Source organism: Buttiauxella noackiae ATCC 51607 (assembly GCF_001654865.1).
GTDB lineage: Bacteria > Pseudomonadota > Gammaproteobacteria > Enterobacterales > Enterobacteriaceae > Buttiauxella > Buttiauxella noackiae.
Map to the genome: position 1 here is coordinate 147,573 of NZ_LXEO01000017.1, position 19,337 is coordinate 166,909.

21 protein-coding genes are annotated in these 19,337 nt (G+C 45.4%); 14 read left to right on the forward strand and 7 right to left on the reverse strand.

Features of this window, described 5'->3' with window-relative positions; genetic code table 11:
* Positions 1-59: 59 nt before the first annotated feature.
* The 5 genes from yebS to M979_RS08190 all read left to right on the forward strand — a co-directional run bounded on the left by yebS (position 60) and on the right by M979_RS08190 (position 6,069).
* Complete coding sequence (yebS, locus tag M979_RS08170) at positions 60-1,304, forward strand: membrane integrity lipid transport subunit YebS (protein ID WP_064554401.1); 1,245 nt, start codon at positions 60-62, stop codon at positions 1,302-1,304.
* The gene (locus M979_RS08175) at positions 1,273-3,906 is read left to right on the forward strand and encodes a PqiB family protein (RefSeq protein WP_064554402.1); all 2,634 of its coding nucleotides are present in this window, start codon (positions 1,273-1,275) and stop codon (positions 3,904-3,906) included. Before yebS ends, M979_RS08175 begins: the two co-directional genes overlap by 32 nt.
* Positions 3,907-3,978: 72 nt before the next feature.
* The gene (rsmF, locus tag M979_RS08180; RefSeq protein WP_064554403.1) at positions 3,979-5,421 is read left to right on the forward strand and encodes a 16S rRNA (cytosine(1407)-C(5))-methyltransferase RsmF; all 1,443 of its coding nucleotides are present in this window, start codon (positions 3,979-3,981) and stop codon (positions 5,419-5,421) included.
* A gap of 111 nt (positions 5,422-5,532) precedes the next feature.
* Positions 5,533-5,772, forward strand: coding sequence for a YebV family protein (locus tag M979_RS08185; protein ID WP_034455162.1), 240 nt, complete (start codon positions 5,533-5,535; stop codon positions 5,770-5,772).
* A 105-nt stretch (positions 5,773-5,877) separates the two neighbouring features.
* Positions 5,878-6,069 carry a YdfD/YebW family protein gene (locus M979_RS08190; protein WP_064554404.1) on the forward strand — a complete coding sequence of 64 codons (192 nt, stop codon included), beginning with the start codon at positions 5,878-5,880 and terminating at the stop codon, positions 6,067-6,069.
* Between the two features lie 2 nt (positions 6,070-6,071).
* On the opposite strand, the gene M979_RS08195 is transcribed toward M979_RS08190, so the two are convergent.
* The 3 genes from M979_RS08195 to M979_RS08205 all read right to left on the reverse strand — a co-directional run bounded on the left by M979_RS08195 (position 6,072) and on the right by M979_RS08205 (position 9,216).
* Positions 6,072-6,716 carry a metallophosphoesterase gene (locus M979_RS08195; protein ID WP_064554405.1) on the reverse strand — a complete coding sequence of 215 codons (645 nt, stop codon included), beginning with the start codon at positions 6,714-6,716 and terminating at the stop codon, positions 6,072-6,074.
* Between the two features lie 55 nt (positions 6,717-6,771).
* Positions 6,772-7,299, reverse strand: coding sequence for a GNAT family N-acetyltransferase (locus M979_RS08200; protein WP_064554406.1), 528 nt, complete (start codon positions 7,297-7,299; stop codon positions 6,772-6,774).
* Positions 7,300-7,725: 426 nt separating this feature from the next.
* A complete protein-coding gene (locus M979_RS08205; RefSeq protein ID WP_064554407.1) occupies positions 7,726-9,216 on the reverse strand; it encodes a SulP family inorganic anion transporter in 1,491 nt (496 codons plus the stop codon).
* Between the two features lie 309 nt (positions 9,217-9,525).
* On the opposite strand from M979_RS08205, the gene M979_RS08210 reads away from it, so the two are divergent.
* On the forward strand, positions 9,526-10,440 hold the full coding sequence (locus M979_RS08210; RefSeq protein ID WP_074388633.1) for a transporter substrate-binding domain-containing protein: 915 nt from the start codon (positions 9,526-9,528) through the stop codon (positions 10,438-10,440).
* A gap of 2 nt (positions 10,441-10,442) precedes the next feature.
* Complete coding sequence (locus tag M979_RS08215) at positions 10,443-11,003, forward strand: serine acetyltransferase (RefSeq protein WP_064554409.1); 561 nt, start codon at positions 10,443-10,445, stop codon at positions 11,001-11,003.
* Positions 11,004-11,474: 471 nt separating this feature from the next.
* Here the strand turns inward: M979_RS08215 and M979_RS08220 are convergent, their stop codons facing one another.
* From M979_RS08220 to M979_RS08235, 4 genes are all read right to left on the reverse strand, one after another.
* The gene (locus M979_RS08220; protein ID WP_064554410.1) at positions 11,475-12,296 is read right to left on the reverse strand and encodes a hypothetical protein; all 822 of its coding nucleotides are present in this window, start codon (positions 12,294-12,296) and stop codon (positions 11,475-11,477) included.
* Positions 12,297-12,321: 25 nt separating this feature from the next.
* Complete coding sequence (locus tag M979_RS08225; protein WP_245164689.1) at positions 12,322-13,263, reverse strand: HNH endonuclease; 942 nt, start codon at positions 13,261-13,263, stop codon at positions 12,322-12,324.
* A gap of 77 nt (positions 13,264-13,340) precedes the next feature.
* The gene (locus tag M979_RS08230) at positions 13,341-13,841 is read right to left on the reverse strand and encodes a PH domain-containing protein (RefSeq protein WP_064554412.1); all 501 of its coding nucleotides are present in this window, start codon (positions 13,839-13,841) and stop codon (positions 13,341-13,343) included.
* Positions 13,842-13,927: 86 nt separating this feature from the next.
* On the reverse strand, positions 13,928-14,767 hold the full coding sequence (locus M979_RS08235; protein WP_064554413.1) for a phage repressor protein CI: 840 nt from the start codon (positions 14,765-14,767) through the stop codon (positions 13,928-13,930).
* Between the two features lie 115 nt (positions 14,768-14,882).
* Between M979_RS08235 and M979_RS08240 the strand changes: the two genes are divergently transcribed.
* From M979_RS08240 to M979_RS08270, 7 genes are all read left to right on the forward strand, one after another.
* The gene (locus M979_RS08240; RefSeq protein ID WP_064554414.1) at positions 14,883-15,284 is read left to right on the forward strand and encodes a hypothetical protein; all 402 of its coding nucleotides are present in this window, start codon (positions 14,883-14,885) and stop codon (positions 15,282-15,284) included.
* Positions 15,285-15,315: 31 nt separating this feature from the next.
* The gene (locus tag M979_RS08245; RefSeq protein ID WP_064554415.1) at positions 15,316-15,825 is read left to right on the forward strand and encodes a phage regulatory CII family protein; all 510 of its coding nucleotides are present in this window, start codon (positions 15,316-15,318) and stop codon (positions 15,823-15,825) included.
* Between the two features lie 10 nt (positions 15,826-15,835).
* Positions 15,836-16,024 carry a phage filamentation protein Fil family protein gene (locus M979_RS08250; RefSeq protein WP_083963903.1) on the forward strand — a complete coding sequence of 63 codons (189 nt, stop codon included), beginning with the start codon at positions 15,836-15,838 and terminating at the stop codon, positions 16,022-16,024.
* Positions 16,021-16,404 carry a hypothetical protein gene (locus tag M979_RS08255; RefSeq protein ID WP_064554417.1) on the forward strand — a complete coding sequence of 128 codons (384 nt, stop codon included), beginning with the start codon at positions 16,021-16,023 and terminating at the stop codon, positions 16,402-16,404. The genes M979_RS08250 and M979_RS08255 overlap by 4 nt, the downstream gene beginning before the upstream one ends.
* A gap of 70 nt (positions 16,405-16,474) precedes the next feature.
* Positions 16,475-16,702 (forward strand): DUF2732 family protein, encoded by a 228-nt coding sequence (locus M979_RS08260; RefSeq protein ID WP_064554418.1) that lies wholly within the window; start codon positions 16,475-16,477, stop codon positions 16,700-16,702.
* The gene (locus M979_RS08265; RefSeq protein ID WP_064554419.1) at positions 16,702-16,929 is read left to right on the forward strand and encodes a TraR/DksA C4-type zinc finger protein; all 228 of its coding nucleotides are present in this window, start codon (positions 16,702-16,704) and stop codon (positions 16,927-16,929) included. Before M979_RS08260 ends, M979_RS08265 begins: the two co-directional genes overlap by 1 nt.
* Positions 16,926-19,280, forward strand: a complete 2,355-nt coding sequence (locus M979_RS08270) for a replication endonuclease (protein WP_064554420.1) — start codon at positions 16,926-16,928, stop codon at positions 19,278-19,280. The genes M979_RS08265 and M979_RS08270 overlap by 4 nt, the downstream gene beginning before the upstream one ends.
* The last annotated feature ends 57 nt before the right edge of the window (positions 19,281-19,337 follow it).

A 19,337-nucleotide genomic window follows, 5' to 3' on the forward strand; every position in this document is an offset into this window, starting at 1 on the left:
ATTTCATAACTCATTGAGATACCCCATGCACCAGCGGTTTTCCCTGTTTACGATGACACATGAAAATACACGCCATTAGCCATGCTGTACCGCAGGCACGTTATCAGCGTTGCCCCCAATGCGATACACTTTTCTCGTTACCGTCGGTTAAATCCTCGCAGAGCGCGTATTGCCCGCGCTGCGATGCCAAAGTTTACCATGGGCGCGATTGGTCACTTACTCGTCTGGCCGCTATGGCAATTGCCATGCTATTGCTGATGCCTGTCGCTTTTTCCGAGCCTCTGGTACGCATCTATTTATTGGGGACGCGAATAGATGCCAACTTATTTCAGGGCATATGGCAGATGACTAGCCAGGGTGATCCCCTCACAGCCGCAATGGTGTTGTTCTGTGCGGTGGGTGCGCCTGCAACATTAGTTGCCGCTATCGTTTACCTCTACTTTGGTAATATTCTTGGGATGAATTTACGCCCGGTATTACTCATGCTTGATAAGCTCAAAGAATGGGTAATGTTAGATATTTATCTGGTCGCTATCGGTGTGGCCTGCATCAAAGTCAGAGAGTTTGCATTTATTCAACCAGGCGTGGGTCTTGTGGCATTTATCGCATTAGTGGTGCTGAGCCTATTGACGCTAATTCACCTGAATGTAGAACAGTTATGGGCTCGCTTTTATCCCCAGCGACCTCCTCGAGCATGGAGTCCCCAATTACGAGTTTGCCTGGGATGCCATTTCACAGGAGTGCCTGACAACCGTGGGCGCTGCCCGCGTTGCCATGTACCGTTAAGAGCTCGCCGTCGCCACAGCTTACAAAAATCCTGGGCAGCATTAATTGGTTCGTTAATTTTCCTACTGCCTGCCAACTTGCTGCCAATTTCGATTCTTTACGTCAATGGTTCACGTCAGGAAGATACGATCCTTTCCGGTATTATCTCCCTCGCCAGCAGTAATGTTGCCGTTGCCGCAGTAGTTTTCATTGCCAGTATTCTGGTGCCTTTCACTAAGGTCATCGTACTGATTTCATTGCTGGTAAGCATTCATTTCAAATGCGAGCGAGGACTTAGAACACGAATTTTACTGCTACGCTTTATTACCTGGATTGGCCGCTGGTCAATTTTAGACCTCTTTGTTATTTCGCTAACGATGTCGCTGGTTAACCGCGATCAATTACTGGCATTTACTATGGGACCTGCTGCGTTTTATTTTGGCGCAGCGGTTATTTTAACTATTCTTGCAGTCGAATGGCTGGATAGCCGACTACTTTGGGACGCACATGAGTCAGGAAATGCCCGCTTCACCGACTGAAGCGCGAATTAAAACAAAACGCCGAATTTCGCCCTTCTGGTTACTGCCAATTATCGCCCTGATGATTGCCAGTTGGCTCATCTGGACAACCTGGGAAGAGCGAGGTACCACGGCGACCATTGATTTTATTTCAGCCGACGGCATTGTCGCCGGGCGCACCCCTGTACGCTACCAGGGTGTTGAAGTGGGCACGGTGCAAAGCGTCAGCCTAAGTAAAGATCTGCGCAAAATAGAAGTTAAAATTAGCGTCAAAAGCGATATGAAAGACGCGCTACGTGAAGATACGCAATTTTGGCTGGTGACACCGAAAGCTTCGCTGGCCGGGGTTTCTGGGCTAGATGCGTTAGTAGGCGGGAATTATATTGGCATGATGCCAGGTAAAGGCGAGCCGCAGGAGCATTTTTCCGCGCTCGATACCCAACCGAAATATCGCCTGAATAACGGCGAGTTGATGATTCATCTTCATGCTCCTGACTTAGGTTCGCTTAACAGTGGATCGCTAGTTTATTACCGCAAAATCCCGGTAGGCCGTGTGTATGACTACACCATTAATAACAATAAGCAGGGAGTTACCATTGATGTGCTTATTGAACGCCGCTTCACCCAACTGGTGAAAAAAGGCAGCCGTTTCTGGAATGTATCCGGCGTAAAAGCTAACGTAAGCCTTTCCGGTGCGCAGGTTCAGCTAGAAAGCCTGGCGGCATTGGTCAACGGCGCTATCGCCTTCGACTCACCGGAAAACTCAGCCGTAGCCAAAGCGGATGATGAGTTTGGTCTGTATGAAGATTTGGCGCATAGCCAGCGCGGCGTAATCATCGATCTTGATTTGCCAAGCGGACAAGGCTTAAACGCGGGTTCAACTGCTCTGATGTATCAAGGACTTGAAGTCGGAACGCTGACCAAACTAAACCTCAATCCAGGCAGCACGGTAACCGGCCAAATGACGGTAGACCCAAGCGTGGTCAATCTGATGCGGAGCGGAACACGCATTGAGTTACGCAGCCCTAAGATTTCCCTCAGCAACCCGAATATCAGCAGCCTGTTAACGGGAAGTACCTTTGAATTGGTGCCCGGTGAAGGTGAACCACAAAACCATTTTGTGGTTTTCCCAAGCGATAAAACGCTCTTGCAGCAGCCTGATGTTCTGACTCTCAACCTGACGGCACCGGAAAGCTATGGCATAGATGCAGGTCAGCCGATTATTTTGCATGGCGTGCAGGTGGGGCAGATTCTTGAGTGCACATTATCGGCCAAAGGCGTAACCTTCTCTGCAGCCATTGATCCTGAATATCGGCATTTGATTCAGGGCGACAGCAAATTCGTCGTCAACAGCCGTATTGATGTGAAAATGGGTATCGATGGCGTTGAACTTTTAGGTGCCAGTGCCAGCGAGTGGATCAACGGCGGTGTCAGAGTCATTCCAGGTAACAAAGGCGCTATGAAAGAGAGCTATCCGCTCTATGCCAACCTTGAAAAGGCGGTGGAAAACAGCCTGAGCGACCTACCAACAACCACGTTGACGTTAACGGCGGCCAGCCTACCTGATATTCAGACCGGCTCCGTGGTGTTGTACCGTAAATTCCAGGTTGGGGAAATCATCAGCGTACGTCCCCGGGCTAACAGTTTTGACATTGATGTAAACATCAAACCGGAATACCGCAGCTTGCTGACCTCCAATAGCGTGTTCTGGGCTGAAGGTGGTGCTCGTGTGCAGCTCAATGGCAGCGGTCTGACCGTCCAGGCCTCCCCGCTTTCGCGTGCCTTAAAAGGGGCTATCAGTTTCGACAACTTAAGTGGCGCCAGCGTCGGCCTGAAAAAAGGCGACAAACGAATGCTGTACGCCTCTGAAACTGCCGCCCGTGCGGTAGGGAGTCAGATCACGCTGCACACTTTCGATGCCGGTAAACTTTCTGCCGGTATGCCAATCCGTTATCTAGGCATAAATATTGGGCAGCTTGAGTCGCTGAACCTGACAGCTTCTCGCAGTGAAGTAGAAGCCAAAGCGGTGCTCTACCCTGAGTTTGTAGAGACATTTGCTCGCAGCGGCACCCGCTTCTCTGTTGTCACTCCGAAAATTTCGGCCTCCGGCGTGGATAATCTCGATACTATTCTCCAGCCGTACATAAACGTTGAACCAGGTCGCGGCGCAGCACGCCGTGACTTCGAATTGCAGGAAGCCTCTATTACTGACTCCCGCTATTCAGACGGTCTGAATATCGTTGTCGAAGTGACTGAAGCAGGCGCACTAAACATCGGCACGCCAGTACTGTTCCGTGGCATCGAAGTCGGTACGGTAACCGGATTAACTCTCGGCAATCTTTCTGACCGTGTGATGGTCGGCCTGCGTATCAGCAAACGCTTCCAGCATCTGGTGCGTGATAGCTCCGTATTCTGGCTGGCCTCTGGTTATAGTCTCGATTTCGGTCTGACGGGTGGTGTAGTGAAAACCGGTACCTTCAACCAGTTCATCCGCGGTGGTATCGCATTCGCCACACCGCCGGGTATACCACTGGCACCGAAAGCGGAAACGGGTAAACACTTCCTTTTAGAGGAAAGTGAACCTAAAGAGTGGCGTCAATGGGGCACCGCACTGCCTCGCTAATACCTTCGCCCCGGTGTCTCACCGGGGCGTTTGTGTTACAATCCCTCCTTCATTTTTTTCTGGACTTCCTTAGTGGCTCACTCTCACACCGCCTTTCTCCCGCAAGCTTTTCTTGATGTTATTCGCGACGCACTCCCGGCAGATCAAACGCTCGAGAGCTTTATTGAGTATTGCCAGCGCCCGCTGCGTCGCAGCTTGCGTGTTAATACCCTCAAGATTTCGGTCAGCGATTTTCTTGCGCTGGTCGCCTCTTATGACTGGCATCTGACACCCATTCCGTGGTGCGCAGAAGGGTTCTGGATTGAACGTGATGATGAAGAAAGCCTGCCACTGGGTAGTACTGCCGAACATTTGAGTGGCTTATTTTACATCCAGGAAGCAAGCTCAATGTTGCCCGTTGCGGCGTTGTTTGCTGACGGTAATCAACCGGATCGGATTATGGATGTCGCCGCGGCTCCTGGCTCCAAAACTACACAAATTGCAGCGCGTATGAACAATCATGGCGCGATTCTAGCCAATGAATATTCCGCCAGCCGGGTGAAAGTGCTGCACGCTAACATCAGCCGCTGTGGTATCAGCAACGTCGCTTTGACGCATTTCGATGGCCGCGTGTTTGGTGCTGCGCTCCCGGAGTGTTTCGATGCAATTTTGCTGGATGCGCCCTGCTCAGGTGAAGGTGTGGTACGTAAAGACCCTGACGCCCTGCGAAACTGGACACCAGAAAGCACCTCCAGTATTGCCGATACGCAGCGTGAACTGATTGCCAGTGCTTTCCATGCGTTGCGCCCCGGGGGTACATTGATCTATTCCACCTGCACTTTAAACCGTGAAGAGAATCAGCAGATTTGCCAGTGGTTACTGGATGAGTGGCCTGATGCAGTTGAAATCGCCCCGCTTAACGATCTGTTCCCGGAGGCGAATAAAGCTATTACTGCCGAAGGCTACTTGCATGTTTTCCCGCAAATTTACGATTGCGAAGGATTCTTCGTTGCGCGTCTGCGTAAAACTGCGTCCGTAGAAGCGCTCCCGGCCCCCGGTTATAAAGTGGGGAAATTCCCGTTTGTACCCATGCATGGGAAGCAAGCTGCGGAAGTCCGCGCGGCAGCAAAACAATCGGGAATAATCTGGCAGGATGACCAACAGCTTTGGCAACGAGACAAAGAAATTTGGTTATTCCCGAAAGAGATCGTTTCTTTGTTCGGCCAGGTTCGTTTCTCACGCATTGGTTTGCGCCTTGCAGAGCAATACAACAAAGGTTACCGCTGGCAGCATGAGGCCGTCATAGCCCTGGTGCCTGGCGATTCACCGCTAGGATTTGCACTTACTGAATTTGAAGCGGACGAGTGGTATCACGGTCGCGATATTTACCCCGAATTGCCCCCCGCGCTAAATGAGGTTGTCGTGACATACCAGGGTCAACCTCTTGGTCTGGCAAGAAAGGTGGGCTCTCGCCTGAAAAATAGCTACCCGCGTGAATTGGTTCGCGACGGAAAACTGTTTGCAGCCAGGGGCTGATGTGTAAAAAATAGTCACCATGTAGTTTGCAGTTTTTGTACGTTTGTCTACGCTCTACTGTGGGAGACCTTACTGGTCATACCACACGTACTCAGACCCAAGGAGAGCGAGATGACGAAAACTAGCGTACGAATAGGCATCTTCGAAATTGATGATGCTGAATTACATGGCGAGCAGCAAGGGGACCGCACATTGAGCATCCCTTGTAAATCCGACCCGGACCTGTGCATGCAACTTGATGCCTGGGATGATGAAACAAGCATTCCCGCCGTCCTCGATGGCGAACATTCAGTCCTCTACCGTCAACATTACGACCAAAAATCTGATGCCTGGGTCATGCGCCTTGCATAACTCAAAGTGACCCGTCGCCCAGACGGGTTAATTAATTGCCCCTTATTACCCTCTTCTCGTGACTTACCCTACAATTAAGCCAAACGGTGCAACTTAAAGGCAATCATGTTTGCGTTGGTTTTATTTGTTTGCTATCTGGACGGCGGCTGTGAAGATATCGTAGTAGATGTCTTTAATACTGAACAGCAGTGCCTGTTCGCTATGGATGAGCAGCGGATACGCTCCGGTGGCTGTTTCCCGGTTGAAGATTTTATTGATAGTTTTTGGCGCCCGGCGCAAGAATACAGCTCTTTATAGTGTTACTGAACCTGCACCATAGTCAGCTTATTACCAAACACCGCACCGGTATCAATATAGAATTGATTATGAAAATGATTCACTTCTTTGAGCGGTGTATGACCGAAGTAGAACTCATCAGCTCCGTCAATATCTTCGCCTCGCCCCTGTAAATTCTTATTGAGCCGCTCCCGACTCCAGACCAGTAAATGTTCATCAACGGGCTGATTCCAGCTGTAATGCGCTGAAGGGTAGTCTGCATGAGCAATAACCAGCGTCTTGTCATGTGTATGAAGTTCAATAACTAACGGCAAATTGCGGCACTGCAATAAAGCTAGCCGCACATCATGTTGACGCTGTTCTGGCAACTCTCGATACCACTCTCCGCCATTCATCTGCCAGAGGATCCCCTCACCTTCATCGAGCGCTTCTAAAGCCATCGCTTCATGGTTGCCCTTCACTGCTTTGAACCACTTATTGCCGAGTAGAGCCAGGCATCCCGGGCTGTTTGCTCCGCGATCGATAAGATCACCCACCGAGATAAGTAAATCCTGATGGTAGTCAAAATGATGAAGTTTAAGCTGGCTAATTAATTCAGAGAGGCAGCCGTGTAAATCACCAACAATAAACACATGCCGCCACTCCTCTCCGTCTATTCGCTGATACATACCGACCCCACTTTGTTTATTTATTGCTCAATTATAAACCAGTGGGCGGCAATGGTTAGCGGACAGGACGAATGAACATTTTGATTTGCTTGCCGTGGTATTCAACAAAGTGCTGAAACTGAAAACCAAACCGTTCAGCAAGATAGATAGAACGCAGGTTATCATCATCAATAATGCAACAAACTGGTGTCGCAAACTCACGGTCAGCCCATTGCAGGATAGCGTTTAGCGCTTCACTGGCGTAGCCTTTACCGTGCACAGCCGGAATCAGTGACCATCCTGCCTCCGGAAGTTCAAGCGCCGGAGTTAACTCACGGTGGGCGTCCTGAAAACCGAACGAACCAATATAACTCTCGGTATCTTTTTCAAAGACAGCCCAATAGCCATAACCCAGCGCCTGCCAGTGACCGATATAACGCAGCAATCTTCCCCAGGTCATTTCAGGGCCTTGCGGTTGTCCACCACCAATAAACTTCACCATTTCGGGATCCGCCCAACAGGCAGCTAATGCCGGAAAATCATCCAGTGTAAAATGGCGGAGAATTAGACGTTCAGTTTCCAGACGAGGTGCTGCATTAACCATGCTCATATCCTTCGATGTAGTCATGTAAATGATTTTTTAACCATTCTGCCGTCTCAAGGACCACGACACAATAAACACCACGAGAGGAAACCATCAGATAGGTTACAAATATGAAAAGTGGATACGATAAAATAGAAAAGGCTGCAAATATGCAGCCTTTAGAAGATGTGATACGAGTTATCTGGCAAATTTTTCCGCTTCTTCAAGCGTTTCAATATGGCTTATACCAAAGAGTATCGTGGTCATTAGTCCTACCACGCACCCCACCAGTTTACTATCGAGGAACAGTTTCAAATTTCTCTGGCACCTCCGTTTCACTCTGGAACTACTGGAAATCTAGCACTCTTGAAACTTCAAAAGTAACGGCAGATTCACAGTTTTGTCATCTGGAATTCAAACACGCCAATTTATTATCGAAAGCGTTGTTCAGACCTTGCCGCTAAGGCGCTCATGGAAATCGCTGCTGCGTAAATCAAGACCGACAATTTGCACCTTACTTTCATAGCGTTGATAGCGGGTTTCAATAGCATCAAGCACGGCAACTGTCGATACATCCCAAATCTGAGCCTCAGACAAATCAATAATCACGTTTTGCGGATCGTCGGCATACTGGAAATGCTCAACCAAGTCGTTGCTGCTGGCAAAAAACAACGGCCCAGTCACTTTATATATTACGGATCGCCCGTCATCAGCTAATGTCCTTTCTGCAATCACCACGTGTGCAAGACGACGAGCAAACAAAATCATCGCGAAAATAACCCCACCGACCACTCCCAAGGCCAGGTTGCCCGTCGCAACTGTGACAACAACGGTCGTCACCATCACCAGCGTTTCGGGAAGCGGTATTCTCTTTAACGTCGCAGGTTTGATACTGTGCCAGTTAAGTGTTTTCACCGCCACAATCACCATAATTCCCGCTAAAACGACCATTGGAATTTTTGACATTAGGTCACTTAAGCCTGTTACCAAAAGCAACAACACCAAACCAGCAGCAATTGTTGAAATGCGAGTGCGCCCTTTGCCTAATTCCACATTTACCATGGTCTGGCCAATCATGGCGCAACCTGCAATTCCGCCATAGAAACCTGCAAAGATATTAGATATTCCCAATCCCCAACATTCACGACGTTTACTCGAAGGTGTGTCAGTCAGGTCATCAACCAGTTTGGCGGTTAACAACGACTCCATTAAACCAACAAAGGCAATGCTCAAAGCACATGGCCAGATAATTCGTAAAGTATCCAGATTCAAGGGTACCAACAACTCTGTCAGTCCAGGTAATCCAGCAGCCATTGGTCCCGCCTCACCGACTGTTGGTACGGATAACCCCATCCCACTGCATGCGGCGGTAATCACAATAATCGCCACCAACGGCGACGGAACCATTTTAAATACCCGCGGGAGAAACAGCACAATTGCCAGGGTGAGCGCAAACAGTCCCCAAACCAACGGGTTATCCCCCCAAATATGGGGTACCTGGGCAAAGAAAATGAGAATGCCCAACGCGTTCACAAACCCAGTCATCACCGACAATGGTATATAGCGCATCATACGTGCAAGCCCTACGACGCCGAACAAGATCTGGATTAGCCCTGCCAGCAACACCGCAGGGAAAATATATTCAACTCCATGTAGATGAACCATCGGACCGATAACTAATGCTACTGAGCCGGCAGCAGCGGTCACCATTGCAGGACGTCCACCGAGCAGTGACATTGATAAACAAAGAACAATAGAGGCGACGAGGCTGACTTTCGGGTCAACTCCAGCGATTACTGAGAATGAAATGATTTCAGGTACGAGTGCCAACGCCGTTACCACTCCCGCAAGGGATTCGCGAGCAAGCAAGCGAGGGCTACGCAGAACCGATGCGAGAGAGTTTTCCCGACGATGTGTTTCAGTTTGAGTTGTGGTCATAGTTTTGTCTTTGCAGGTTTATCGTTATTAGTTGGGGCGACCTTCAGGCCGGGCGTGATTGTACAGAGAGGATAGTAAGGATGCTAATTAATGTGATCCCTATCGCAGATCTATCCTCTGAGCTTTTGCTGGTTTCAAGTGGATGATTTCAGGGAGAGGTATATTGAGACATGCCAGGAATATAGATATTAATGGCTATTACTGGAAAGACAATAATTAGTAAACCTACACAAAAGCAATTACAATACCACTGAGACTTTCTAATTATATAATTATACTTTAGCCATTTTCATTAATGGAGGCTTGCTTTTGTTTAGTCATTTGACTCATTGTAAAACGATTGGTTCTTTTCTGTTAGCTTCAATGATATTCTTTTGCAACAATGCTGTTGCCGATCCTGTGCTTAATAAAATACTTAGCACACATAGTATTACATTAGCCTGGGTGGGTAGTGCTAAACCTATTTCCTGGGAGCTAAATGGAAAACCGACCGGTATGGCGGTGGATATCTGCCAGGGTGTTGTCGATAGTATAAAAAAACGCTACAACACAAATATAAATATACAATGGGTAGAAGTTGCCTCAGCTGCTCGCTTTGAATATATATCTCACCATAAAGCAGATATTCTCTGCGCCATTGCCGGAAATACAGCGCAACGTAATAAATTCGTGACTTTTTCAAAGCCATGGTTTTTTACCCGAACAAATTTTCTGGCTAAAAAATCGCAGCATATAAATAGCTTCGAGATGCTTTCGGGGCGGACCGTAGGTGCCATTAGTGGCGGAACATCTGCATTATTACTATCTGCAATGAATCAAAACATTAACTATTCGATCTCAGTTAAGCTGATGAGAAGTTTGGATGAAGGATTTGATTTACTAGAACAAGGGCACATCTCAGCATTCGTTACTGATGACATTATCATACATAGCAAATTATCTGAAATGACTGACAGAGATGACTATCAAATGAGCACCGAAGGATTTGGTGACGTAATACCCTATGGAATGGTGGTAGCTAAAGACGCAGGTGAAATAGAGTCCATCATCAATGATGAATTAAAATATCTATTTATCTCACAGAAATTTGATGAGTTATATAATAAATGGTTTATGTCCCCTATCTCCCCTAGTGGTGAAAACATGCGACAGCCCATGTCAAAAGAACTCATCAAAGAAAAAAATAGCTATCTACCTACACCAAAAACTCTTGTCGGAAACTAAAAATGAAAAGAGGAATTTTAAAAGAACACCTACAAGAGTGTTTGCATAAAGAAGTAATGATGACTAATAAGCCATTTTCATGGTCAAGAGTGATCCATAAAGCGTTTAAATGCCCAGAGAGACGATTCAATTTTTGGTGGCGAATTGCATCATATCTTTATAAGACGGAAAAAAATCTCAATAAAATCATTGCCAGAAAAATCAACAGAAACCTGATCAAAAAATACAATACCGAAATTCAATTGTCCGCAACAATCGGGCCTGGCCTGAACGTTACACATTTTTTATCCGTTGTGATTAATGGTTGCTCAACCATTGGTTCTAATTTCAAAATCCGGCAAAACACCACAATTGGTCTTGGTGGCAGCGTGGGTGAAAAATTCAACTCGCCAACAATATCTATCGGCAACAATGTTGAAATCGGTGCATGCTGCTGTATTCTTGGGCATGAATTATCTATTGGAAATAATGTTACCATTGGCGCCATGTCATTTATTAATAAAGATATCCCTGATGATACTGTTGTCTATACTGAGAAAACACAAATAATGAGATTAAAGTAAATTGGCCTGCTCATCGAGGAAAAGTATAGCTTTTCTAAATATTGATGAAAATTCATTGCAGGTTTTTCTGAGACTGTTTTCAATGAAGTTATATTTCTTATAAAACTCAATATATTAATTTATTCTGACATTGGGTGAACAGGAACTTCCAAGAGTGTTTTGGGATTTATTGACTCAAAATCTCCTGCCTTCATCAAGAAAACGCCCGAAAAGTATTTGGATTCAGCCCAAAAGAAGTTTATGTTGTTATGAGTCTGTTACGGCGTTCACGCAAGATCCAATAAGGAAAGTTGAAATTTTTTCGGGAACGTTCAGACAAGCCGAGCTAAGTCTTTGTATAGAAAGGCAGATAAAAAAAGACCGAATACTAAACTATTTATTATAAATCAATATGTTAAATGGCATCTTGGCGCAAAATTGTCTACATGCCATATGGTTGCTACAACCTAGTGCCTTGAAGCCATTATTCTTTTAGTTGGTTTTATAATCACAAGTATATATTTTAAATGTCATAATTTCCCCATTCCGTTTAGCATGTAATATTTTATCATCCCCTATAAATGCCACTTTCCCCTCAGGGATATCCTTGCAAGGAGACTTTGAATACATTTCAAACGTATAAATGAAACTTTTTGAATTCTTATATAGAAAATTAGAGTACTCATTAAGGGTATTTTGAAAGAATGAATATACATACACACAATATAAAGATATTGAAAGTATTTGTACTAACCGTGTTGTTTTATGAAGGAATTTTTTCTTCCTTACATCATACTCCGGGAAAATAAATGTTTTAAATCCATGATCATAAAGCAGTACAAATAATGCCCATAGTGATGATGTAACCAAAATTGCGAAGTACATAAGCAGCATAACAATAGCAATAATCATAGGTATAACACCTATAGATATTAGTATTACTGCATGTGGGAAATTAGAAGGTGATACAGTCGTAATATCATTTACGACAATACCAGCTATTGATAAAGCCACGTTAGTACATAGTGTAAACCCTAATAATAACAATGCTTTCCCAACAAGATGAGAATATATGATATTATAAGCTCTAGTTAGGTCATAAATGACCACGGCACTCCAATAAAATATAAATATTAATAAAAGACCTTTCTTTATAAATGAGCCAAATAAAAACCCAAAAATTGGCAGAAGTAGTAACAGTAACAGAAGATTAAAATATAGCTTTTGTCGAACATCTAATCTCTCACGAAAATCATGAATTATTCTGACAACAGAAGCAATCCCATTACGTATTTTAAAGGACTCTGAGCGCATAAAATAAACCTATCATTAAAAGTAACTAAAAACAGGCATCAAATAATGTCCACCTATCTTTCAAAGCTTCAATAGACAACGAATGATTTATAGATATTTTCTTACCTTCAAATTCTAGGTAATATTTTTCTTTGACTAGTTTAGAGAAATGAATCGTAAGATGATGTGGATGAATTGCCATAAGGTTTAAATCAAAAAGTGTATGTATATCGCTCCTTAATAGGATACCATTTCTAACATTATTATGGCTGTCATTTCTATATGCATCAATATGCGCAGCCTCGAGAATATCAACTAATTCACAACCTGTGATGGCACATTTTGCATTTTTGGTGATCAAGCAATTCCTGAAACTTCTTTGCCCTCTTCTTTGTTTTATTGAGCGTTCAACAATTTTTCTTTCATCCGATGAACTTCTTTCAACATCTTCATCAGCATCATGTATATTGATTGTTGGCCCTAAGAATGATGCCAAGCCAAATACTGAAGAAACCCAATTTAAATCAACTTCTTGTATAGAGCTCTGAACGTTATAACGGAGGGTTTTTTCTTTGAGCTGAGCCATATTAATAGAATTAACCTGCCTATAATTATCACCATACTCAGCTGTAAATTCCGTAGCAGGTCCAGAAATAATTAGGGGGCTATCAAATGTATGATTATTGCTGCAACGCCATTTTGGTTGAAGTGTTTTTCGAATCAATAATTTCTTTGCATTACATTCAGGATACGGACATTTATTACTACTTTTCTCTACACCGCGAGTTGTTAATTGGGTTATCAAAGAAACCCCTAACACTGCATTTCTATCTGTAATTATTACAACATCCCCAACCTTCACATTTTTGTGATTAGCGACGAAGTTATTATATCTATAATGCTTAGAGTAATCATCATCATATCCGTCATTTCCATGATACCTTAAATCATCATGCTTGATTGTTTTAAAAGACCATGCTTGCTGCATCAGTACACATCCTTAAAGTCCATTATTTTACTCGCCCTATTTTCAAGGGCGATTTAATTATCTAGCCTGCTGACTACTCAAATTAGTTCCATTAGCTTATTTTTCTTCGATTGGAATTCTTCTTCTGATAGCACACCTGCATTTTTCAGTTCTGCAAGCTTCTTTAACTGTTCGAATGGGTCGCTATTTATTTGAGAAATCATGCTAATACTATCTTCAGGTTTTAAATTTCTACCCGATTCTATTGCATTAATTAGAGATATTTCGGTATCCTTGCTAAATGTTTTGAATTCCAGATCATCATGGCTAGTATGAATTCTAAGCGAACGATGTCCCATAGTAGATTTTCGTTCAATAGACGTAATGGATTTCAAAGGGATACTTTCGATTACTTCTCCAATGAAGCCCTTTCTATAAAAAGTAACTCTTACATCAGTGACGAGTAATACACCGTTATGCTGGGTATCTTTTCCCTTACCCATCATTTTACCGATATACCCTTCGCCCCATGAAACAATCGACTCACCACTTTGTAAATGGCTATTTTTGAATTTATCTACATGCTTATTTGTTTTCATTTGAAACATCCCTTATAAGTATTTTCGCAATCCATATTTTTCTTTTAAACACAACTTATCAACATTGAAATATAATTAATTTACATCTAAAAATCATCTTGCATGGTAAGCACTACCTTACCTGAAACCTTTACTTCATCAGCTCCGCAAGTGAAAGCGGAGGCTTTACTTGTAACAGTGATTTTTCGCCCTGGTAAAAGAGCAACATCATAGATATCGTATTTATCATCTACACCAAGTAACCAACGTCCATTACTGATTTCATTCACACTAGCATCGATTACCCATGAAATAGCATTGCTAACAATAAATACAGGCTCGATAATTTTATGAGGGAGGAAACTTAAATCAATATTCCAGGTTCCTGAATCCTCTAGAACACCTGCAATTAATTTTTTTCTAGGAATATAAAAATTATTGCTAATCATTATATCTTGATGTTGCAGCCCTTTACCCGTAGCTAACCACTGTAATGACACTCCAGTATCGAGAGCACAAGCCACAACTACATCGCCAGGAAAATAGCCTCTACGTACCCAAGTACTTACTGTACCGGAAGAAATATCTAGCAGGTCGCATAACTGTTTTTGCAATGTAAAGCCATACGCCTCCATTATCCGGCGTAACACAGGCTTACCGCCGTTTGACATGATCTCATCGTAGAGAGCTTTGCCCTGCACGGAAACGCTCATTTCTTTTAAACTTGCATTTGCAAACTTTCCAGTGGTTAGCCAATAAAGATCACTACCGGTATCAAGTGCACATTTCACAAAGGCACTGCCAGGAACGCTATCACGCTGTACCCAATTACTTACGTTAGCGGCTGGAACACCAATGCTTTCAGCTAATGCTTTCTGTGTTGTAACCCCATACGCAGAGCATAAACGCTCGACAATTTCTAGGGCAGTGCCTTCGCTAAAGTCCATAAACCACCAAATAAATAAACAATTGTTGTTTACATAAATTCATTTGTTGATCTATGATGTTTCACACCACATGTAACACCATAGAACAGAACCATTAATACGGAGATACTGCGTTATGCATACTGAAAATGCAAATTCTCAGCTCACATCTCAGATGCTGGCCTCCCCTGACTTCATTGCAAGTATTGCAGCTCAGTTAGTTCCAGCCATCAATACTGCTCTTGATCAGGCTCTGGAAAAAGCCGCTGCACTGGCTAACTCCCCTACCATGTCTAAAGAAAACTTCTGCGCTGCCAATGGCATCAGTAGTTCTGTATTGGAAAAGTGGATTGCAAATGGCGTGGTGCTTCTCGCTCCTACGCCAACCTCGACAGTCACAAGAACTATTACCTGCAAAGAGACCGGTAAATCACGTAAAGACGTGATGGAAAAACATGGTAACGCATTGATTAACGTTGCTGCATGGCGTGAAAAGAATCGCCAACATGCGGTTAATTGTCGCTACATCAAACGATAACTTGATTATGCAAGTTTAAGGATGAGCAACCATGTTTGATTATCAAGTTTCTAAACAGCCCCACTACGAAGATGCATGCCGTAATTTCGCAACTAAGCACAATCTGGCTGAACTGGCGGAAAAACTCGGCATGCGCCCTCAGGTGCTGCGCAACAAGCTCAATCCAGAGCAACCTCATCAGTTGAATATTCCTGAGCTGATGGCTCTCACTGATGTGACCGAAGATCCATCGTTAGTTGACGGGTTTCTGGCGCAATTGCATTGCTTGCCCTGTGTGCCGACTAACGAATTAGCCGATGACAAACTCCAGTTATACGCGCTGAAAGCCACTGCCGAAGTTGGTCAGATTGCTGCGGGTGCGGTATCTGAGGAAAAGCTGACCGCGAGCCGAAAGCACTCAATGGTTGAGAGTGTCAATTCAGGCATTCGATATTTATCTCTTGCCGCACTAACGATGCATGCACGCTTACAGACCAACCCTGCCATGAATAGCGTGGTTGATACAGTCAGTGGGTTAAGTGCTTCATTCGGTCTGATTTGAGGTGATGCACATGGAACCGTCATTCGCTTCATTACTGAAACGTCAAAGCCCGTCCATGAGCTACGGCCACGGTTGGATTATGGGTGAAAACAATCATCGCTGGCACCCGAGCCGCGACCAGTCTGCATTGTTAAATGGACTGAGTGCTCACAAGCCATCACTCGTTACCAGGTTGATTAACCGCTGGAAGACAAAATGAAAAGTGCTGCTCTGGCAAAATCCGTAAAGGCACCACAAGCGACATTTAACAATGTGTACTTAATTCACGCGCGTATTGATGGCCCGATAAAAATGACCGGTGACGAATGTCTCGCTCGTTTTCGCCAGCAATTAAAAGCCACCAACAACACGGCGCTGCGTAATTTTAATAAGCTCGACAACAACTTTAAATTCGTTGTTCTGACCCTGGCTAACCGCCTGGAGCCTTCATCATTTAAACCCGATGAAATCGGCAAGCCATTTGAATATTTCGAACAGGCGCGCCGCTTACTGATTATCCGCTCAATGAATGAAATTACCCGTTGGGGAACACTGCTCCCGGCGCGGTTTTCAAAGCACGACTGTTATTTAACCGAGTAATTAATTCATTCCCAAAAATCAGGCGTAAACCCGCCGGGCATTCTTTTGCCCAAAATAAGGAAACAGAGATATGCGAAACATCGAAAACCACAATTTTGAAACTGACAACACCGCGTTGGTTTCTCTGCTGAATAAAGCAAAAAACGAAGAACGAAAAGACCGCGCCCTGGCTGTCTCATTGCGCCTTGAGGCTCTGGCTGTACACATCACGCGCGAAGGTATGGACGGGAAAGAAGCTGCTGAACTGTTGCGCCGCGAAGCACTGCGCTATGAAAACGAATCTCAGGAGTTGCACTAATGGCTGACTCAATGGATTTAGTACAACTGCGCGTGGATGAAGAACTGGCGCGTAATATCAAGCAGGCCCGCCGACAGCCTCAGCGTGCCGCCAGCGCATTCTTTTGCGAAGAATGTGACACTGCTATCCCTCAGGCGCGTCGTGCTGTCGTGCCGGGTGTCACGCACTGCATTACCTGTCAGGAAATCGCAGAGCTGAAAAATCAGCATTACAAGAATGCGATATGAACGGGATTAAATTCGCCTGGCCGTGGAACGCACCACGGCAGGCGATTGCCAGCCCATATCAGACCTATAAAGAACAGCACCGCCGTGATCGAGAGATTGCGGCGTTGCTGCGTGCGCGTGATGCACTGGCGAAACAGCCGGATTGCGTGCGTTACGATATTAATCGCCGGGTTGATTATTTAGAGCGTAATTTTGGTGTTCAACGAGCCAATGCTCACCTCGTCACGTTTGTCAGGCGGGCATTGCCACGGCTTGAACAGGTCGCCGGTATTTATCAAATCACCGGCATCGACAGTCATCTTTCACATCAGTTGTTTGGCGGTCATTTTGATGCGCCAGATATCCGCTTTCTTGCCTCAAAACTTGTGAATCTGACCGCCCGATATAACCGTCTCCAGGATATGTCCAAAGCCGATATTGAACTGCTGGCCGCTGATATTGCCAATTACATTAATGGCGAGATTGGAACCATAGACGGCGATGTCAGCAGGCTAAAAATATTGCACGCGATTTACATGCGAGCGGCACAGATAGCCCGTCATTTTAAATGCCAGCCGCCACTGTGGGAGCGCGTCACTACTAAGTTAGTTTCCCTTGATGATATCGGCCCTGCCGTGCTGCGCATGGTCAATGAAAAATGGTGGCGTGGCCGCTTGCGCCGTGTCGCCTCTGAATGGCGTGAACACCTGCAAATTGCCCTGGGCAATGTCAGTAAAAAACACACCCCGTATGCCAGTAAATCCTGTGTTGCGGAATGGCGCGAACAAAGACGGCGCACGCGTGAATTTCTCAAGGGCATGGATCTTGAGGACGAAGAAGGAAACCGCATCAGCCTTATCGATAAATACGATGGCAGTGTGGCTAATCCGGCCATTCGTCGCGGCGAATTAATGACGCGTATCAGCGGGTTTGAAAAGATCTCAACTGAACTGGGTTATGTGGGAGAGTTTTACACCCTGACCGCGCCGTCGAAATACCACGCCACAACGAAAGCAGGCTATCGCAACAGCAAGTGGAACGGTGCCAGCCCCGCAGAAACGCAGAGTTATTTAACCTCCGTCTGGTCGCGTATTCGCGCCAAACTCCACCGAGCTGAATTGCGCATTTTTGGTATCCGGGTTGCAGAGCCTCATCACGATGGAACACCACACTGGCACATGCTGATATTCATGCGCCCGGAGGATGTATCTCGCGTGCGTGCCGTTATGCTGAAATATGCACATCAGGAAGATGCCGCAGAGCTGGTGAGTGATAAAGCCCGCAAAGCTCGCTTTCATGCCGAAGCTATCGACCCGGAAAAAGGTAGCGCCACCGGCTATGTGGCGAAATACATCAGTAAAAACATTGATGGTTTTGCGCTGGACGGTGAACGCGATGACGAAAGCGGTGAGCTGTTAAAAGAAACGGCTCCGGCAGTTGCAGCCTGGGCGGCTCGCTGGCGTATCCGTCAGTTTCAGTTTGTGGGCGGTGCGCCTGTAACGGTTTATCGCGAACTGCGAAAAATGGCTGACAGCGAGACAGCCCACGCGCTCAGTATTGAGTTTGCCGCCGTACATGATGCGGCTGATGCGGGTAAGTGGGCGGAATACGTCAACGCACAGGGTGGCCCGTTTGTGCGCCGTGATGAGTTGCAGGTGCGCACCTGGTATGAACAAAGCGAAACCCTCAACGAATACGGTGAGGAATGCACGCGAATTAAAGGTGTTTTTGATGCCACCGTTGGCATTGATACTCCGATTTTAACCCGCCTCATACAGTGGAAGATTGTCCCAAAACGTGCCGTTGATTTGGACGTTGACCTTAAGGGCGATCCTTCGCCCTCTCGGAGTTCTGTCAATAACTGTACGGGGGAGAATGTCGGTGCTCCCCCTTCCCCACCAGAAATAGACCTCAGTAAACCGCTGAGCCGGTCGGCCAGACGAAAATTAACGGAGCGAATAACAGAGAAGAAACCAAAACGACATCATTTATCACCTTATCCTGACGTATCTAACGATAAGGCGGTGAACTTACTCATTGAGAACGCTAAGAAACAAACGGGTGAAACCATAAATCGTGGCACAGCTCTGCATCTTATCGCTGGCAGTAAAATATCTATCGATGGCAATTGGTATCGAGGCTCATCCAATGGGGAATTAATCGCTACAAAACCAGATACCACAGCATTGAGGGTTAAAAAGCTTTGGAAAAGTATGAACGAAATGCACAACGTTGATACAGGTAAGGTCATTCATGACCCATTTGGCCAATATGCGCAGATGCTCAAGAAAGCCGACCCTCTAGCGTGGGATCGTCTTTTCGGAACTGATGAAATGAGGCTACGAATTTGCACAACTTTCAGACCGCAGTAATTTGTCTATTGTTTTCATGACTATAAATGCAGTCAAGGAATGATAATTTCCTTCACA

What these genes read in the sequence shown, in the direction of transcription:
- yebS (WP_064554401.1), top strand. Translation starts at nt 60, where the DNA reads ATGAAAATACACGCCATTAGCCATGCTGTACCGCAGGCACGTTATCAG.
- M979_RS08175 (WP_064554402.1), top strand. Translation starts at nt 1,273, where the DNA reads ATGAGTCAGGAAATGCCCGCTTCACCGACTGAAGCGCGAATTAAAACA.
- M979_RS08185 (WP_034455162.1), top strand. Translation starts at nt 5,533, where the DNA reads ATGACGAAAACTAGCGTACGAATAGGCATCTTCGAAATTGATGATGCT.
- M979_RS08190 (WP_064554404.1), top strand. Translation starts at nt 5,878, where the DNA reads ATGTTTGCGTTGGTTTTATTTGTTTGCTATCTGGACGGCGGCTGTGAA.
- M979_RS08195 (WP_064554405.1), bottom strand. Translation starts at nt 6,716, where the DNA reads ATGTATCAGCGAATAGACGGAGAGGAGTGGCGGCATGTGTTTATTGTT.
- M979_RS08200 (WP_064554406.1), bottom strand. Translation starts at nt 7,299, where the DNA reads ATGGTTAATGCAGCACCTCGTCTGGAAACTGAACGTCTAATTCTCCGC.
- M979_RS08205 (WP_064554407.1), bottom strand. Translation starts at nt 9,216, where the DNA reads ATGACCACAACTCAAACTGAAACACATCGTCGGGAAAACTCTCTCGCA.
- M979_RS08215 (WP_064554409.1), top strand. Translation starts at nt 10,443, where the DNA reads ATGAAAAGAGGAATTTTAAAAGAACACCTACAAGAGTGTTTGCATAAA.
- M979_RS08220 (WP_064554410.1), bottom strand. Translation starts at nt 12,296, where the DNA reads ATGCGCTCAGAGTCCTTTAAAATACGTAATGGGATTGCTTCTGTTGTC.
- M979_RS08225 (WP_245164689.1), bottom strand. Translation starts at nt 13,263, where the DNA reads ATGCAGCAAGCATGGTCTTTTAAAACAATCAAGCATGATGATTTAAGG.
- M979_RS08230 (WP_064554412.1), bottom strand. Translation starts at nt 13,841, where the DNA reads ATGAAAACAAATAAGCATGTAGATAAATTCAAAAATAGCCATTTACAA.
- M979_RS08235 (WP_064554413.1), bottom strand. Translation starts at nt 14,767, where the DNA reads ATGGACTTTAGCGAAGGCACTGCCCTAGAAATTGTCGAGCGTTTATGC.
- M979_RS08240 (WP_064554414.1), top strand. Translation starts at nt 14,883, where the DNA reads ATGCATACTGAAAATGCAAATTCTCAGCTCACATCTCAGATGCTGGCC.
- M979_RS08245 (WP_064554415.1), top strand. Translation starts at nt 15,316, where the DNA reads ATGTTTGATTATCAAGTTTCTAAACAGCCCCACTACGAAGATGCATGC.
- M979_RS08250 (WP_083963903.1), top strand. Translation starts at nt 15,836, where the DNA reads ATGGAACCGTCATTCGCTTCATTACTGAAACGTCAAAGCCCGTCCATG.
- M979_RS08255 (WP_064554417.1), top strand. Translation starts at nt 16,021, where the DNA reads ATGAAAAGTGCTGCTCTGGCAAAATCCGTAAAGGCACCACAAGCGACA.
- M979_RS08260 (WP_064554418.1), top strand. Translation starts at nt 16,475, where the DNA reads ATGCGAAACATCGAAAACCACAATTTTGAAACTGACAACACCGCGTTG.
- M979_RS08265 (WP_064554419.1), top strand. Translation starts at nt 16,702, where the DNA reads ATGGCTGACTCAATGGATTTAGTACAACTGCGCGTGGATGAAGAACTG.
- M979_RS08270 (WP_064554420.1), top strand. Translation starts at nt 16,926, where the DNA reads ATGAACGGGATTAAATTCGCCTGGCCGTGGAACGCACCACGGCAGGCG.